This is a genomic window from Pseudoalteromonas sp. MMG013, assembly GCF_018100885.1.
Lineage (GTDB): Bacteria > Pseudomonadota > Gammaproteobacteria > Enterobacterales > Alteromonadaceae > Pseudoalteromonas > Pseudoalteromonas aurantia.
Map to the genome: position 1 here is coordinate 64,876 of NZ_JAGJEE010000023.1, position 16,254 is coordinate 81,129.

At 39.8% G+C, this 16,254-nt stretch carries 14 protein-coding genes and 1 pseudogene; 5 read left to right on the plus strand and 10 right to left on the minus strand.

From position 1 onward, the window contains the following. The first annotated feature begins 75 nt into the window (after window positions 1-75). Both J8L98_RS17960 and J8L98_RS17965 read left to right on the plus strand, forming a co-directional pair. Window positions 76-978, plus strand: a complete 903-nt coding sequence (locus tag J8L98_RS17960; RefSeq protein WP_210997576.1) for a LysR family transcriptional regulator — start codon at window positions 76-78, stop codon at window positions 976-978. Window positions 979-1,130: 152 nt separating this feature from the next. Beyond that, entirely contained in the window at window positions 1,131-3,173 is a 2,043-nt protein-coding gene (locus J8L98_RS17965) for a tetratricopeptide repeat protein (RefSeq protein ID WP_210997563.1), read from the plus strand. A 34-nt stretch (window positions 3,174-3,207) separates the two neighbouring features. On the opposite strand, the gene J8L98_RS17970 is transcribed toward J8L98_RS17965, so the two are convergent. From J8L98_RS17970 to J8L98_RS18000, 7 genes are all read right to left on the minus strand, one after another. Further along, on the minus strand, window positions 3,208-3,723 hold the full coding sequence (locus J8L98_RS17970; protein ID WP_210997564.1) for a YdcF family protein: 516 nt from the start codon (window positions 3,721-3,723) through the stop codon (window positions 3,208-3,210). Window positions 3,724-3,745: 22 nt separating this feature from the next. Further along, window positions 3,746-4,372 (minus strand): LysE family translocator, encoded by a 627-nt coding sequence (locus J8L98_RS17975; protein ID WP_210997565.1) that lies wholly within the window; start codon window positions 4,370-4,372, stop codon window positions 3,746-3,748. Window positions 4,373-4,394: 22 nt separating this feature from the next. Continuing rightward, window positions 4,395-4,859: a GNAT family N-acetyltransferase gene (locus tag J8L98_RS17980; RefSeq protein ID WP_210997566.1), complete on the minus strand. Its 465-nt coding sequence runs from the start codon at window positions 4,857-4,859 to the stop codon at window positions 4,395-4,397. Between the two features lie 163 nt (window positions 4,860-5,022). Beyond that, complete coding sequence (gene upp / locus J8L98_RS17985) at window positions 5,023-5,652, minus strand: uracil phosphoribosyltransferase (protein ID WP_210997567.1); 630 nt, start codon at window positions 5,650-5,652, stop codon at window positions 5,023-5,025. Between the two features lie 139 nt (window positions 5,653-5,791). Then, window positions 5,792-6,340: an NAD(P)H nitroreductase gene (locus J8L98_RS17990; protein ID WP_210997568.1), complete on the minus strand. Its 549-nt coding sequence runs from the start codon at window positions 6,338-6,340 to the stop codon at window positions 5,792-5,794. A 110-nt stretch (window positions 6,341-6,450) separates the two neighbouring features. After that, a complete protein-coding gene (locus J8L98_RS17995) occupies window positions 6,451-7,143 on the minus strand; it encodes a DoxX family protein (RefSeq protein ID WP_210997569.1) in 693 nt (230 codons plus the stop codon). Window positions 7,144-7,247: 104 nt separating this feature from the next. Then, on the minus strand, window positions 7,248-9,209 hold the full coding sequence (locus tag J8L98_RS18000; RefSeq protein ID WP_210997570.1) for an NADPH-dependent 2,4-dienoyl-CoA reductase: 1,962 nt from the start codon (window positions 9,207-9,209) through the stop codon (window positions 7,248-7,250). A gap of 260 nt (window positions 9,210-9,469) precedes the next feature. On the opposite strand from J8L98_RS18000, the gene sppA reads away from it, so the two are divergent. Next, on the plus strand, window positions 9,470-11,344 hold the full coding sequence (gene sppA / locus J8L98_RS18005; RefSeq protein ID WP_210997571.1) for a signal peptide peptidase SppA: 1,875 nt from the start codon (window positions 9,470-9,472) through the stop codon (window positions 11,342-11,344). A gap of 66 nt (window positions 11,345-11,410) precedes the next feature. Next, a complete protein-coding gene (gene ansA, locus J8L98_RS18010; RefSeq protein ID WP_210997572.1) occupies window positions 11,411-12,421 on the plus strand; it encodes an asparaginase in 1,011 nt (336 codons plus the stop codon). A gap of 153 nt (window positions 12,422-12,574) precedes the next feature. On the opposite strand, the gene J8L98_RS18015 is transcribed toward ansA, so the two are convergent. Beyond that, complete coding sequence (locus J8L98_RS18015; protein ID WP_210997573.1) at window positions 12,575-13,330, minus strand: hypothetical protein; 756 nt, start codon at window positions 13,328-13,330, stop codon at window positions 12,575-12,577. 499 nt (window positions 13,331-13,829) lie between these two features. On the opposite strand from J8L98_RS18015, the pseudogene J8L98_RS18020 reads away from it, so the two are divergent. After that, window positions 13,830-14,866: pseudogene (locus J8L98_RS18020) on the plus strand (IS110 family transposase). A gap of 399 nt (window positions 14,867-15,265) precedes the next feature. On the opposite strand, the gene J8L98_RS18025 reads toward J8L98_RS18020, so the two are convergent. Both J8L98_RS18025 and J8L98_RS18030 read right to left on the minus strand, forming a co-directional pair. Next, on the minus strand, window positions 15,266-15,805 hold the full coding sequence (locus J8L98_RS18025; protein ID WP_210997574.1) for a hypothetical protein: 540 nt from the start codon (window positions 15,803-15,805) through the stop codon (window positions 15,266-15,268). A 3-nt stretch (window positions 15,806-15,808) separates the two neighbouring features. Further along, on the minus strand, window positions 15,809-16,254 hold a 446-nt coding region (locus tag J8L98_RS18030; RefSeq protein WP_210997575.1), incomplete at its 5' end, for a hypothetical protein.

The window sequence follows — 16,254 nt, forward strand, 5'->3', positions numbered from 1 at the left end:
TTGCTCTTGATGTTTCATAAATGCATAATAATCGGTATTCATTCCGGTATTACCAAACTTATTAAGCGAGATAAAGTGCAAGTTCATGACGTTGATTTAAGATTGCTAAGAATATTCGTTGCAATTGTTGAGTGTGGCGGCTTATCAGCTGCCGAATCACGTTTAAATATTGGCCGTTCCACTATCAGTTCGCATTTATCAGACCTAGAAGTTCGCCTTGGGATCAAGCTGTGTAAAAGAGGCAGAAGCGGCTTTGAATTAACCGAACCTGGCAGAGTCACATATCAAGCATCGCTTGAGCTCCTGCAACAGTGTGAGGCTTTTACCACCACTATTGCGAGTTCGAAAAATGAACTGTCTGGTAGAGTCACTATTGCTACGATAGACACTATGGTGAGCGATCCACGCTGTGGGGTTGCACGCGCTATTTCAGCGCTGAGAGCGCAAAGTGAACATATCCAATTTGATATCAATGTGTGTGAGGCCAAAGAAGTCGAAACATCTGTCATGAATGGGCGTTCTTTAGTCGGGCTTGGCGTCAGCAGGCATCATATAAGGGGTCTCGATTACCATCCACTGTATAACGAGAATAACTATTTATATTGCGGTGTTGGCCACCCTCTTTTTGCTTGCAACCCATCAGATGTTGAACGGCACCTGCAAAATGCAGAGGTTATTACCAGTAACTATACACGAGATAAAGAAACAAGAAATGATGGTCTCAACTACCAAAGTACGGCTATTGCCTATCACGACGAAGGTATTGCGCATTTGATCCTATCAGGTGATTTTATAGGCTATTTACCAGAGCATTACGCCAGTTATTGGGTAGACAAAGGGCTATTTAAACCTATTCTACCTAGTCGATACTCATATCAGATCCCTGTTGTGATGATAACGTCAAAAAACAACCTAGCCTCTCCCTTGGCCAACGCTCTCGTTAAAGAAATTATACATTGCCATAAAACTGACCAATAATTTGTTATCCTCATTTTTTTGATATGTGGGAAATACGTATTTTTGATTAAGTATTTCCCACCATTCGAATTCGTAAACAGAGTAATCTTAGCTACACTCAATAAAAGTATATGCAACAAGCGGTTTCTTGAATGAAAGAATGTTGTGGTTTTATGATTTCTCTTTTTTTGACGTTTTATCCACTTTTTACAACCGCTAAGATGTCAGATGAGGCATTTAGTGAACTACGAACAAAAATTAGTACTGCCAGTAGAAAGTCTCCACTAGCTGGTATTGTTAAAGTGGATGAACTCATGGTACATCACAGCTTAAGCCTGGTGCCAGCTCAACGAATCAGGTTGCTATATTTAAAGTCTTGGTACCAAATTAACGCCGATCGTATCAAAGAAGCAATGAATACATTAGCTCAAGCACGGTTACTTGCCAGAGAAATTGAAGAGCCTGGTATTTTGTATAGCTACTACAGTATTTCGGCAAGTGCGTTTTCCAATGTAGAACTTTATGAACTTGCACTGGAAAATAACTTAAAAGCTTATGAAGAAGCCCCTTTATTACAAAGTACTGAATTTATTCATCAGACAGAAAACAACATTGGCCATATTTATTTAAAACTTGGTTTATTGGACGAAGCACAAAACTATTTTCAACGGTTTTATGAATCAGCATTAGCCTTAAATCAGCCTTCACAACAAAGCACAGGGCTTAATAATCTTGGAGAAGCAGCATTTTTAAAAGGTGAATTGGATAAAGCTCTTGACCTTCATACCCAAGCTTTAGTGATCCGTCAGACCCATGGTTACGAATATCATGAATCATGGTCACTTTACAATTTAGGCCGTGTGTACATAAAACGAGAAGATTACCAACGAGGTGAAAAATACCTCAAGCAAGCAATTGATAACTGGCGCAAGCAAAACGCCGTATCAAAAACGATTCAACCCAAGCTTGAGCTCGCTAAAGCATACATACAACAACAAAGAACTGATGAAGCAATCAATATGCTTAAAGAAGTGGTCGACATCGGCTACCAATACCAACAATTTTCAGCGCTACAAGAAGCGTTAATGTTACAAAGTAAATTGACGCGTAAAGAAGGTTTATTGGCTGATGCCCTTATTGCACTTGATAAATATAATCTTGTGGCGAAAAAGTTTACACAGAAGCAAGCCTCAATAGGGTTAGCGTATATGGTATCGCAAACTGAATTACAAACAAAAGAAACTGCGCTTAAACAACTAGAACAACAACACCAGTTAACGTTATCCATGGCACGTGCGCAACAACAACGAGATTTCATATTGCTGATCAGTGCTGTAATAATAATTCTTATTTCAAGCTTTTTTTTATATCGTCTAAATAAACGCAAGCATCAATTACAGACATTGGTAGAGCAACTGGAAGCAACACAAGACAAATTAATTGAGTCAGAAAAAATGCGTGCTATGACCACCTTGGTCTCTGGTATGGCACATCAACTCAATACGCCTCTTGGTTTAGTCATCACTGCAAACTCGACTCTGCAAGCCCAAGTAAACACTCTCACTACCCAATTTTCGGAGCAAACTCTTACACAAAAAAAGCTTGCTGATTTCATTGGCGGCTCTACTGAATTGTTAGCCCTTAGCCAAAATAACACTGAAAAAGCGGCTGATTTAATTCAGCGCTTTAAAATGATGTCTTCAAAATTACAAATTAGCGAACTCAGCACGTTTACCTTGGTGCCTTTCTTAGAAGATAATATCGCAAGTTTGGTAAAAATTCATAAACACGCATTTTCGTCTCATGTTAATGGAGCTGACATAGAAATAACGAACTACAAGTCGGTGCTATTAAAAGTTATCACACAACTTGTCGAGAACTCCGTCAAACACGGCTTTGGCAATACAGTCACACCGCGCATCGATGTGCAAATCGTTCATATAGATGATAACAAAGTTGTGATCCACTACAAAGACAACGGTTCGGGGATCCCTAAGACAAAGCACAAACAAGTATTTGACCCATTTTATACGACTAGGCTCGGAGAAGGCAGCCTAGGACTGGGCCTCAATATTATTTATAATTCTGTCGTCCACATTATGAAAGGCGACGTAGAATGCACTGATGACAGCGAAGGCGCTCATTTTGTGATTAGTATCCCTGTCAATGTACAGCGCACAAGCTTAGTTGATTCATCAGACTCTGCACAGTTGTAACCTTAACCTCATCAAGGTTTGTTATTAATGTGAATTATGATCTCAAGTTTGATTTTTCAGCAAGAATATTCCGTTGTTCTCTTTCCATTGCTGCTGCTTCATGTGCCACTAACTGGCTGAGCTTATTCGCTGGCAGTGCAAAACTGTCAGCTGAAGATATCTCAATACTACAATTAGTTAGAACACTTTTAAACACATAGCTAGCCCGGGGCATATGAAAATCGGAGGTAACTAATATAATATGATAAATTCGAGCCTTTTTAAGGATACGCTGCGATAATGTCGCGTCTTCATATGTATATCGACTCAATGCATTTTCCAAAAAGGCCTGCTTAGGCACACCTTTTTTAATCATATAGCTGCGCAGGTACTCAGCATGTGCAATGTTTGTTCTATTAAAACTATCGCCAAATCCGCCAGTACACAACAACTTATGGCTTCGCTTTGCATCAAATACAGTCACTGCGTGATCACAGCGCGAAATCGCAATCTTTGAAAGGCTACCATCATCATTATTTGGGCTGCCAAGCAAAACAATCGCTGAATTCATTTAGCCTCCCCTGAATGATTTGTTAATATTCAATCGCAGCCCGCATATCATGAACTAATTCACCACAGACAGACAAAACCGAGACCAGCAATAGCGTCGCCATAATGTAGTTAAAACATCGCCGATGCTTTTGAGTCTGCAATGTTTTCTTTAATAAAGTGCCAAACATAAGCCATACTCCAACACACGGAAACGCAATAACTAAAAAGACTAACGCAATCAACACATTTTGCGATAAATACGCATCTCCTGCATTCGTAAAAGCCACTATTGCCCCGCTAGCGACTACCCACGCTTTTCCATTAACCCATTGAAACAATGCACCGTTCATAAATGTTAAAGGCTTAGCACGTGTTATTGACTGCATATCAGTATTAGATTTTGCAATGAGCCAAGCCAGATACACTAAATACACAACCCCAACACACTTTATAAATAACTGTAACGAAGGAAATAGCACAAACAACTGCCCAAACCCAAATCCAACGAGTAACAACATTGTTGCAAACCCGACGCTTATCCCTATTAATAATGGCATACTCTTACGTACACCAAAATTAACACCAGAGGTAAGGACTAATACATTATTTGGTCCAGGTGTAATCGAAGATGAAATAGCAAATAACGCAACTGCTAATAAGTTGTCCATGTAAGGCCTTACAAAATTCAGATTAACGACAAGAAAGCGTCATATATAGACATTCATTGTACGGAATTGTGCCAGGGTATGTAGCAAACCTAAAACCCGCTTTTTCATACGCACGAATAGCACTTAAATTATGCATTAACACAAACAAAGATACTTCTTCTAAATGAAAAAGTGTACGTCCTTGTTTTATGAGTAACGAGATCAGATGATTGGCGATACCTTCGCCTCTATGTTGTGGCGAAACGCTTAAACGTCCTAAATGACACCGACCAAGCCGTTCATAAACTTGACCGAATGCGAAACACTCTTCTTTATTATCAACCAAAACATAAGATGACACTTTATTAAGGTTTAAATTTTCCTTGAATGATTCAAAATTAAATGGAAACGGAAAACTAGGGCCAGCCCACTCTCGAACAGCTTGCTTATCTTCAAACCACAGCATAAGTGTACGTAACTGTTTTTCAGTTGGTATTACTAATTCCATATTTTTATCCAACTTGCATCATATCGTTATAAATCACTTAAGTTTACAGAACATAATGGCCTAAAAAAAAGATCCGTGATCAATGGGCCTCATTAGGACTATATACTGCGATTCATGAAAAAATCAAACCGTGTCTGCGTGGCGCACAGTAAAGTGAGGTGTGTTATACCGTACCAAAAATTTTGTCTCCAGCATCACCAAGTCCTGGCACAATATATCCCTTTTCATTTAAGTGACTATCTAACGATGCGGTATATATTTCAACATCTGGGTGTGCACTGAGCGTTGCATTAACGCCTTCCGGAGCCGCAACCAATATCACCGCTTTTATTTTCTTACACCCGGCTTTTTTAAGCATATCTATCGTCGCAATGAGTGAACCACCCGTTGCTAACATCGGATCAATCACCAAGCTCAAGCGTTCATCAATTTTACCCACCAACTTCTCAAAATACGGTACCGGTTCAAGCGTTTCTTCGTTTCGTTGTAATCCTACAACACTTACTTTTGCCGCTGGTATTAGCTCCATAACACCATCCATCATGCCTAACCCCGCTCGTAATATAGGCACAACCGTGATTTTTTTTCCATGTAACTTAGCAACTTGAATGTCACTGCCTTCCCACCCTTTTATTGTTTGAGTTTCTAAAGGGAGATCTTTTGTTGCTTCATACGTTAATAAAGTGCCAATTTCAGCAACTAATTCGCGGAAGCTTTTCGTGCTGATCCCTTGCTGTCGAAGCAACGCAAGTTTATGTTGAACTAGAGGGTGATTAATTGTGTGTAAAGCCATCAAATTTTCCATATTTACAGTAATGGCATTATTATAGAGGTAATTAGTAGGCAGTGTACTTTCCACGTAAAAAATATTACCAGAGAAGGTGGTGTAAAATACACAATGGTTTGTGCTAACAAACCATTGTGATTTTTTATTATAGGGATTCGAAAAACTGCTCTGGTGTACTTCTAATTGGCTTAGTGCAAGTTACAGTAGGTGTACCTAAATATAAATACCCTACAATCTCATCTTCTGCTTTCATACCTAAAAGCGCTTTAACTTTTGGGCTTTGTGCAAAATACCCAGTGCGCCATACACCAGATAAATGCTGTGCGAATGCAGCTTGTTGCATAGCAAACACACTGCACGCGGCACTTTCTATTTGTTCGATACGCGGCACCTTTGGGTGCTCTTGAAATGGGCAAATGGCAATAATTAACATAGGCGCTCTTTGAGGAAGCTCTCTAGCACGATTAATAATGCGCTCTTCCTGCTGCTCTTCAACAGCGGCCTGATAATATATGTCACCCAGTTTATCCCTATCATCACCTTCAACAAGAATAAATCGCCATGGCTTAAGTGAACCATGATCAGGCACTTTTAACGCTGCTTTTTTTATTATCTCTAGTTGTGCTTGAGATGGCCCAGGAAATGATAAATTGCTATCTGATTGGCGCGTGGTTAAGAGTTCAATGGCATCCATGATAACAAACCTTTAATGAGTAATGAGTGTTATTTAGGATACCATTATATGTGTGGCTGGGCTATGACAACTCGATATAAATCATTTATTTATATCCTAACAAATCCCTATTAATTACCCTTATTGACGAGTTTACGTTTCAACCAAAAATCAACACTCACAAATCGCCCTCCACCACTGAATATCAGACTAAGCAACATCGCAAAATAAATCGCAGCAAATTCTATCCCATTGTTAAGTACAGCTATCGACCCTTTTTCATACAAGTAATCTGGGAATCCATGCTCACTAACAATGCCCTTTATTCTATCTAATCGCTCCCCGACCTCTAAGCTATTATCTAAACTTTCTTGAGCGCCTGGTATGTTCAACCACTCAAATACTTGAGCGGCGCTTGTATCAGGGTTCGTAGGAGCAATAGCAAACCAGCCATTGTGCCAATGCACTGTAGTTGCAGCAATAAACATTGTAAACATAAGTGGAATCGCGGCAATTCTTGTAAAAAGGCCGATTAAAATTAGCCAGCCACCTAAGAATTCAGACCAACCTGCTAGAAATGCCAATAAGTCAGGAAACGGTAATCCTAACCCCCACTCACTATTGCCAAACCAGGCCACAACATTTGAGTCTGGCAACAAAGTACTTGGAAAACTTATATCCTCATTCGCTAAATTCAATTTATTGAACCCAGCTATAATCATGATTGGGGCTAGTATCAGCCGAAATAATAACGGGGGGATCCCATCTAAAACGTGTATTTTGTCTAGAATTTTTTGATAAAGGGCGTGAATTTGTAACAGCATGTGCGGCCTTCTGATTGTTATATTTAAAACTTAGTTATCAGTGTAGACCGCATTTTGAAAAATTTTATTGCACAAGAATAAAGAAAAAAGTATGAGTTTTATCTTTATATCACCCTAGCAACCTGTAGCGCTTCATAAATCGCTCGTTTAGCATCTATTGCGCTTGCCAATTTGGCACCGCCGATAACATGTTGATTATCGGGTAAGGCTTCTTTGTTAAATAGCTTATCATTTGATACTTGTCCGATACACGCAATGACAGTATCAACTTCTAGCCAAGTTTCTTTGCCATTAACACTTACCAACAGTCCCTTATCTGAAAAAGCAACATATTCACACCCAGCAATTTGCTCAACATCATGGTGCTTTGCTACTTGTCGATGTATCCACCCCGTTGTTTTACCTAAATCACTGCCGAATCGACCGTCACTGCGCTTTAACATATAGAGCTTGCGAGGGTCTTTGGTTTGGTTTGCTTCACATTCTATTCCCCATTGCAGCTTAAAATCATCAATTGACTGCTCGGGTGTTTCTGTTAGAAACGCCACCATATCAAACCCAATACCACCCGCACCCAAAATGGCGATTCGCTCGCCAAGCTCCACCTCACCTCTAATTACCTCATCGTACGCATACACCTGTTTCCCGTCTGAACACTGTATAGGAGATAAACGAGGCGTTACACCGGTTGCAAACACAACATCATCATATTTGCTGAGCATTTCTTCGCTATATGCGGTATCAAGCGTCAAATTTACCTTTAGCCGTTTAAGTTCTGATAAGTAAAATGCCAATGTCTTTTTAAAATCTTCTTTACCCGGAATTTGCATAGCAAGATTGAACTGACCACCTGGGTGCGTATTCTTATCAATTAACGTTACCTTATGGCCTTTTTTTGCCAAATAGTAACTCACCGACAACCCAGCTGGACCTGCACCGACTACTAATACGTCCTTCGGCTTTTCAGCGAGTTCTAATGGATAATCTAGCTCAAACCCTGCCTGTGGATTTACCAAACATGTCGCACGCTTTCCCTTAAAAACATGATCTAAGCACCCTTGATTGCAGCCAATACAAATATTAATTTGTTCACTGTGATTATTGCGGTATTTGTTAAAAAACTCAGGATCTGCCAATAGTGGCCGAGCCATTGAAATTAAATCGGCTTCGCCATTTTGTAATATATCATTGGCAATATCGGGCGTATTAATGCGATTAACAGCAATGACAGGAATATTTACTACATCTTTCAAGCGCTTTGATGCTTCTTTAAATGCGCCTGGTGGAACCATGCTCGCTATCGTTGGAACACGTGCTTCGTGCCACCCTATCCCAGTATTGAGAATATCCACACCCGCCGCCTCGAGCGCCTTTGCTTGAGTTGTTACTTCTTCAGGCGTTGAACCATTCGGAATTAAATCCATCACTGACAGCCTAAAAATGATCATGAACTTATCGGATACATTTTCCCTAACTGCTTTGACTATCTCAATCGCTAAACGCATTCTATTGTCTAAGTTACCACCGTATTTGTCACTGCGTTTATTGGTATGACTGGCCATAAACTCATTGATCAAATACCCTTCCGATCCCATTACTTCCACTCCATCATAACCGGCTTTCTCCGCAAGTTTTGCCGAATGTGCGAAAGCTTTAATGGTGCTTTGGATCATGTTCAATGACATGCTTTTAGGCTTATATGGATTAATGGGCGCCTTAACTGCGCTTGGTGCAACATTAAAAGGATGATAAGCGTAGCGGCCTGCATGTAAAAGTTGCAGACAAATTTTAGCCCCATGCTGATGAACTGCACGTGTGTAGGCTCGGTGTTTAACAACATCATAGTAGCTATTAAAAGAAGAAGAAATTGGCGTCAACTTTCCTCTAATATTAGGGCTATACCCTCCAGTAATAATCAGTCCAGTGCCACCTTTAGCTCTGGCCTCATAAAATGCACTTAAACGCTTTCGGTTATGCCATCCCTCTTCTAACCCTGTGTGCATTGAACCCATAACTAAGCGATTACGTAATTCAGTGTGTTTTAATTCTATTTTTTTTTCTAACATTACCTGCCCCGGCTAACTGGTCTAACCTGTGCAACATTATCAATTTCCCATGAATTAGCAAGTACCTTAAGAAGTAAATTAATTGTTTATTTCCATTAATGACGTTTTATTGCTAAGTTTCTCACGCTATTGATACATTTTTAGGATGTTTAGACGTCTATAAATACTTCGTTACGTTTTTATCGTTACACCTTTATATTTTCTGAGGTAATATCACAATAGCGAACATTTTAGGTACTCCTATATATTGAGGTCTGATTTTGAATTTAATTGGTAAACTTTTTAAAGGGCTATGGCATGGCCTTAACTTTTCTCGCCGCCTTGTCTTGAATTTGTTATTTTTAGGCATAATTGTTGGCGTTGTGATAAGCGCATCAAGTACAAAAGATGAAGTTGTTATTGATGACAGCAGCGTACTTCGACTCAATTTACAAGGTGCGTTAGTTGAAGAGCTTACATATGTTGATCCCTTTGACGCAGCATTAAATGATGCAACCAACTCTAACGATCAGCCTAAAGAAATTTTATTGGATGACGTTTTACGTGTGATCAATGAAGCAAAGCATGATAACCGCATTCAAGTCTTATTACTTGATTTAAAAGGCTTGCGAGGTGGGCACTTAGACAAACTACGCAGCATTGCAATTGCAATAGAAGACTTTAAAGAGTCGGGTAAACAAGTTTTAGCCCATGGTTCATATTATTCACAAGGCCAGTATTATCTGGCATCAAAAGCAGATTCTATTTCTCTACACCCATATGGTGGTGTCGATATTCGCGGTTTTGCAACATACCCACTGTACTTTAAAGATGCATTGGAAAAATTAAAAGTAACGCAACACATTTTCCGCGTGGGTACATATAAATCGGCTGTTGAACCTTTTATTCGCAACAGCATGTCTGAACCCGCAAAAGAAGCGAGTAAACTTTGGTTAAATGAACTTTGGGCACAATACAAACAAGACATTGTCGCTTCTCGATCATTTGATGTGTCAAACTTTGATGAAACAACAGAGCAGTATTTAACAAAAATAGAGCTAGTTGATGGTGATTACGCACAGTATGCACTGTCAAATGGCTGGGTCGATACATTAAAAACCGATCAACAATTGCAACAAGAACTGATTGAGTTAGTCGGTAAAAACAAATCAGGCAAAAGCTACAAACAAGTATCATTCAATAAATACCTAAACTACATCACACCAGCAGTTGATATGGTAAACCCGGTCACCGAAAAAGTGGCCGTTATCGTAGCAAGGGGTAACATTGTTGACGGTAAGCAAAAAGCGGGTCGTATTGGCGGAGAGTCAACCGCTGCATTACTCAAAAAAGCACGTCTTGACGACAAAGTTAAAGCTGTTGTACTCCGTATTGATTCAGGTGGTGGCAGTATGTTCGCCTCTGAAATAATCCGTAATGAGGTACTTGCTATTAAAGAAGCAGGGAAACCGGTTGTCGCCTCGATGGGGTCAGTGGCTGCATCTGGCGGTTATTGGATAGCCACATCCGCAAACGAAATTTGGGCATCACCAAGTACAATTACTGGGTCCATTGGCGTATTTGGTTTAATAATGACATTTGAGAATGCACTAAATGATTTAGGTATTTATTCTGATGGTGTAGCAACTACCGAGTTACACGATATTTCACTGTCACGCGGTTTAAACCCGCAACTAGCCCAAGTACTCCAACTTGGGGTAGAAAACGCCTATGACAAATTCATTAGTGTGGTGGCAAACTCTCGAGGCCTTGAAAAATCGGCTGTTGATAAAGTCGCACAAGGGCGTGTTTGGACTGCAACACAGGCGAAAGAGTTTGGTCTTATTGATAACTTAGGTGACAAAAAAGACGCTATTTCTGCAGCTGCCAAGCTCGCAAACTTAGAGTTTTACGACATCATCACTATTGAACAAACGTTATCTGAAAAAGAGTTATTACTAAGAGAGATTTTTGGCTCAGCCATGGTTCACGATACACTCAGTGCACTCGCGCCACAATCGAGTTTATTAAAATTAATAGAGCAAGGCTTTGGCAATATAAGCACTGATTTAAGTCACCATCTCACGACGTTATCACAAATGAATGACCCTAACGGTATCTATACACAATGTGTAGTATGCCAGATAACATATTGATCATTCGCTGCAATAATTAGCGATACTTGATATACTAAGCCCAGAATCGATTCTGGGCTTTTTAATATGAAAAGAAAAAAAATATACATCGCTTATACCGGTGGTACCATCGGTATGAAGCAGTCTAGCCGTGGTTACATACCTGCCGAAGGCTATTTAACTGAAACGGTAAAAAGCAACGCTGAGTTCACGCGTGAAGAAATGCCGCTGTTTGACATTCATGAATATTGCCCGTTAATCGATTCTTCTGATATGTCACCTCATCATTGGCAATTGATTGCGGATGATATTAAAGCCAAATATGATCAATACGATGGATTCGTTGTGCTACACGGTACCGACACCATGGCATATAGCGCGTCAGCTTTGTCTTTCATGTTTGAAAATCTAACCAAACCGGTCATTGTGACAGGCTCACAGATCCCTTTATCTCAACTTCGTTCTGATGGACAAGTGAACCTATTAAATGCAATGTACTTGGCGGCCAACTATCCAATTGCAGAAGTCAGCTTGTTCTTTAACAATAAGCTATTCAGAGGCAACCGCGCCACCAAAGCACATGCAGATGGCTTTGACGCATTCTCTTCACCTAACTTGCCCCCCCTTGCACAATCAGGGATCAACATAAAACTAAAAGAGGGTAAGTTAAGTCCTTATGTAGAGCAAGCACTGCAAGTGACGCCTATCACGCCTCAACCTGTGGGCGTGCTCTATCTTTACCCTGGGATCAATATAAATATTGTCAGTAATATCCTTGACGGTGATATACGCGCACTCATTTTACTGAGCTTTGGTGTTGGCAATGCACCACAACAACCACCATTTCTAAATGCTTTAAAAGCAGCGTATGACAGAGGCGTCGTCATTGTAAACTTAACTCAATGTATTCAAGGTCAAGTAAATATGGGCGGTTATGCCACAGGAAATGCCCTTCTCAACTGTGGTGTGATCAGTGGCTATGATATGACATTAGAAGCGTGTATCGCCAAATTGCATTATTTATTCAGCCAACAGTTAGAAATTGAAACTGTCAGGCATTTAATGCAAGACAATTTAAGAGGTGAGATTTCTCGGTAACCGTATAACGAGGTAACCTAGAAAAAGCGCAATAAATATCAGGTGTATTACCGTAAAGCTATTACATTCTATTCTATTAAAGACAAAGACAAAGACAAAGACAAAGACAGTGTAGTGTTATTGCAACTTCACTGTCTTTGTTATTAAACGAATTTAGTTACATTTACTGAAAGACGCTGTACGTGAGTACGACCTTTTCCAAAAAGCGTCATAGTAAGACCACTCAGCTGTATCGTTATTATGAAGCGGTACGAAATTGTCTATGCGACTGAACGAATTTCCACCAGAGGTAGATGAGGTGTTTCGCACTAACTCAGTGACTCGTTCAACACTCCCGCCTGAACGACAATTTGTATACCATGCAAATTCAGTTGTGGCACTATTAATACGATTTGTATATAACCAATAAACCCTATTTTTAACAGAAATGAACCCAGACATAGAATCATTAACGCCAAGAGGCCAAGGTTGATATTGTGCATACTGTGTAACACGCGTTCCGCCACAATAATACGCGCCCTGATTGCTAGATACGTTATATTCACATTGGTGATCAACAGAGAATCGGACTCGACCATGAGAACTCGTAAAGCAATTTTGACCAAACTGGTCACATACTTCAACTTCTACCGTTTGAGTACCGCTTATGGTATTTGGACCGCGAACATCACTAACCGATGTTAGGCCCCTACGATATTTATGTTTTGGTTGACCATTTGGTTTATATACATAAAGGTTATAGGTTTGATTTGGAAATCTGTTTGGGTAGTAGCGAGACCAATCAATCGTTACGGATTCATTCAAGTTTATCTTCGCTGGTGTCGCTTTGACATAAGAAGAAGCAGATGCATTCGTACTAACCACTGATAAAGCCAATGCTAACGGTAAGAACTTCAATTTTTTATACATTTTATAACAATCCTTTTATTTTCCCGCCGCATTCTAACTAAAAAATTTCAAATGTAAATAGTTAATAAATATACTTTTTACTTAAGAATAATATATTGCATCGACGCAGAGCTATTTAGCGTAAGTAGACTTGTTTAAATTGGTTGCAAGTTGCCCGTCAATTTTATGCGCGCTAACCGCAGCGAGTGTTTGACTCATAGCTTCAATGTAACGGTTATGGTTATATGTTTCAGCTTCAGAGCGTTGGATTCCACCTACTATACTATTCCCCAACGCATTGCCAAAGACACCGGCTAACTATAACAGCTAGCCGAATTTGGTTGGGTGTCACTTAAAATTCCCAATCACTAAAGGCCAAGACAAATCAAGTAAGCTAATTTCATACATCATCAAAAAAACCAACAACTTTGGGTGGGTGATGAGATGGACACTCCCAAATCGGCGTCAATGCGCCAAACTAAAGGTGTGTTTATAACGATAGTTAGTAGGAGCATCCATCATGAATAACGTTAGTATATTAAGCATCGATTTAGCAAAAAATGTATTTCAACTTCTTGGAATTAATGAACACGGAAAACCTTGTTTCTCAAAGCGGGTTTCTAGAGTTAAACTCCACGAAATAATCCTTAATTTACCGCCTTGTGAAGTCGTTATGGAAGCTTGTTCACCCTCTCACTACTGGGGCAGAGCATGTTTAAATTCTGGTCATCGAGTTAATTTAATTCCTCCACAACATGTCACCCCATTTGTACGTGGTAACAAAAATGATAAAAATGATTGTTTGGCAATATATGAAGCGAGTAGAAGGCCTAACATTCGCTTTGTTCCCATTAAAAGTGAACAGCAACAAGCTGTGCTTTGTCTACATAGAATACGAGAAAGGCTACTCAGTACTCGTACTGCTTGTATAAATCAAACTCGAAGTTTACTTCTCGAATTTGGGTTTCACATTCCCAAAGCATACTCTGTATTCAAAAAGCATATTCATGAACTTTTATCACTAGATGTCCAGCCTGTTATTCGCCTCATGTTGCTAGAGGTACAACAAGAGTTAGAAAACTATGATAAAAAATTAAACTCATGGATACCTTGTTCCAACAAACTAATACCCACAACACCAGTGCAGAAATTATGCAATCAATTCCAGGGATTGGCCCTATCATTGCCTCCGCGTTCAGCGCCAGCATCGATAAAGGCCAAGCATTTAAAAGTGCGAAAGATTTTAGCGTCTGGCTTGGCCTTACGCCTAGGCAATATGCATCTGGTGAAACAAATCGTTTGGGCACAATTACTAAACGTGGAGATGGATACCTCAGAAAGCAACTTATTCATGGTGCTCGAACTGTTGTAAACCACGCACATAAAAAAGACGATGACCTGAACCTATGGGTCACTGCCATCAAGCAAAGGCGTGGGGTGAATAAAGCCGCGGTTGCAATGGCACATCGCCTGGCAAGATTGATGTGGATATTACTTCAAAAAAATGAATATTACCGACCCATACGTTCATGCAACCAGGTTCAAGGTGATGTTTAAATACAGAGTTAGATTGGCAAGCAGCTCGTAAATGACAAGGGTAACTTAACCCGAGTGGGTGTTGAGAGCACTTACCAATCGCCTATCATTGTTCGCTACAGTTAGATGAAAAAAAGGCCTAGCCTGCCTATACAAAACCCGACAAAGGCACGGTATATAAACCGCTTGGGTGTATTCAAATTAGGGTGTATGGGCTCGAAGCTCATTAGGGGCACTGAAATAACAGTTAAGCCCGGATATATGTCAGAGCAACGCTTTATTGCAATTGGGTCAAACGTCAAACAGTGGCAGCGACGAAATGAAAAAACGAGGTAGTTTATTCTACCCCGCCAGAGTTATTTTGTTTGACATACTGGGAGTGTCCATATATGTCATTTTAAATTTATTTAATTGCAATATTTAAGCGTTATTTCTTTTTTCTACTTTTAATATGCAAGGAATATCCAACTGTCGCCTTTCCCCCTCAACCATTGCTGTAGGCCCCTCTCCCTTTAGCCAAAGATAATGTAATCTAAGTTCATCTCCTACGGCAAAATCTTTTGAGTCAGATATATACCCTTTCCAACAACCCACCTTCGTTGCGTGATGGGTAGGACTAGGCCTAAATAACTCAACAACTTCAATGGTAACTTTCTCGCCTATATATGGGTCATAAGTATTGATGTTTTCAGCCTTAATTAATTTACCTTCCAAGATAAGCACATCGGCACTAGAGTCCAGAGTTTGCTCTAAAGTAAAGGATTCAAGTCGACCATTAATAATTACCCCTACTAAGAATGTTGCCATCAGAGCAAAGCATGTTTTCATCATTGAGTTATATTGCAATCTAACTTTAATGAGGCCGAGACAAACAAGAATCAGTGTGAAAAACAATAGATATTCTTCACCAGTAACACCTCCAACTTGATAAAGGGAAACCCAATTGAAATTACTACTCATTACTTATTCCTTATGAAATAGATTGTTAAATGCATAAACTGTTTTACCGAATATGCCTAAGTTAACGGATAGGCTTGTTTGCTCAGGAGCAAAGCTAAGTGAATCTGTAACAAGCAGAGGACCAGTACCATGAAACTTTAGTCCAGCAGAAGCCCCTAATCGATAACCTTGGGTATCTGAAAGCTTTGTATTGTAAGATGGCGCTCTAGTGTGCAGTTGCCCTCCTACCGCACCAGCATATATGGAAACTGGCTTTTCTTTCGAGAACATAAATTTTTTGAGGCTAGATGGTAAACCTAATCTATCTATTCCAGCTTCAAACGGCTTACCTAAAAAAGCATCAGCTAGTTCAATATCTATAGCTGTCGTGTGTTGGTACCCAGCTACATGATTAAGAGCTGAAGAAGTAAATGCCTTTTCGGTCATTAAGACGTTAGCATCTATCGTTA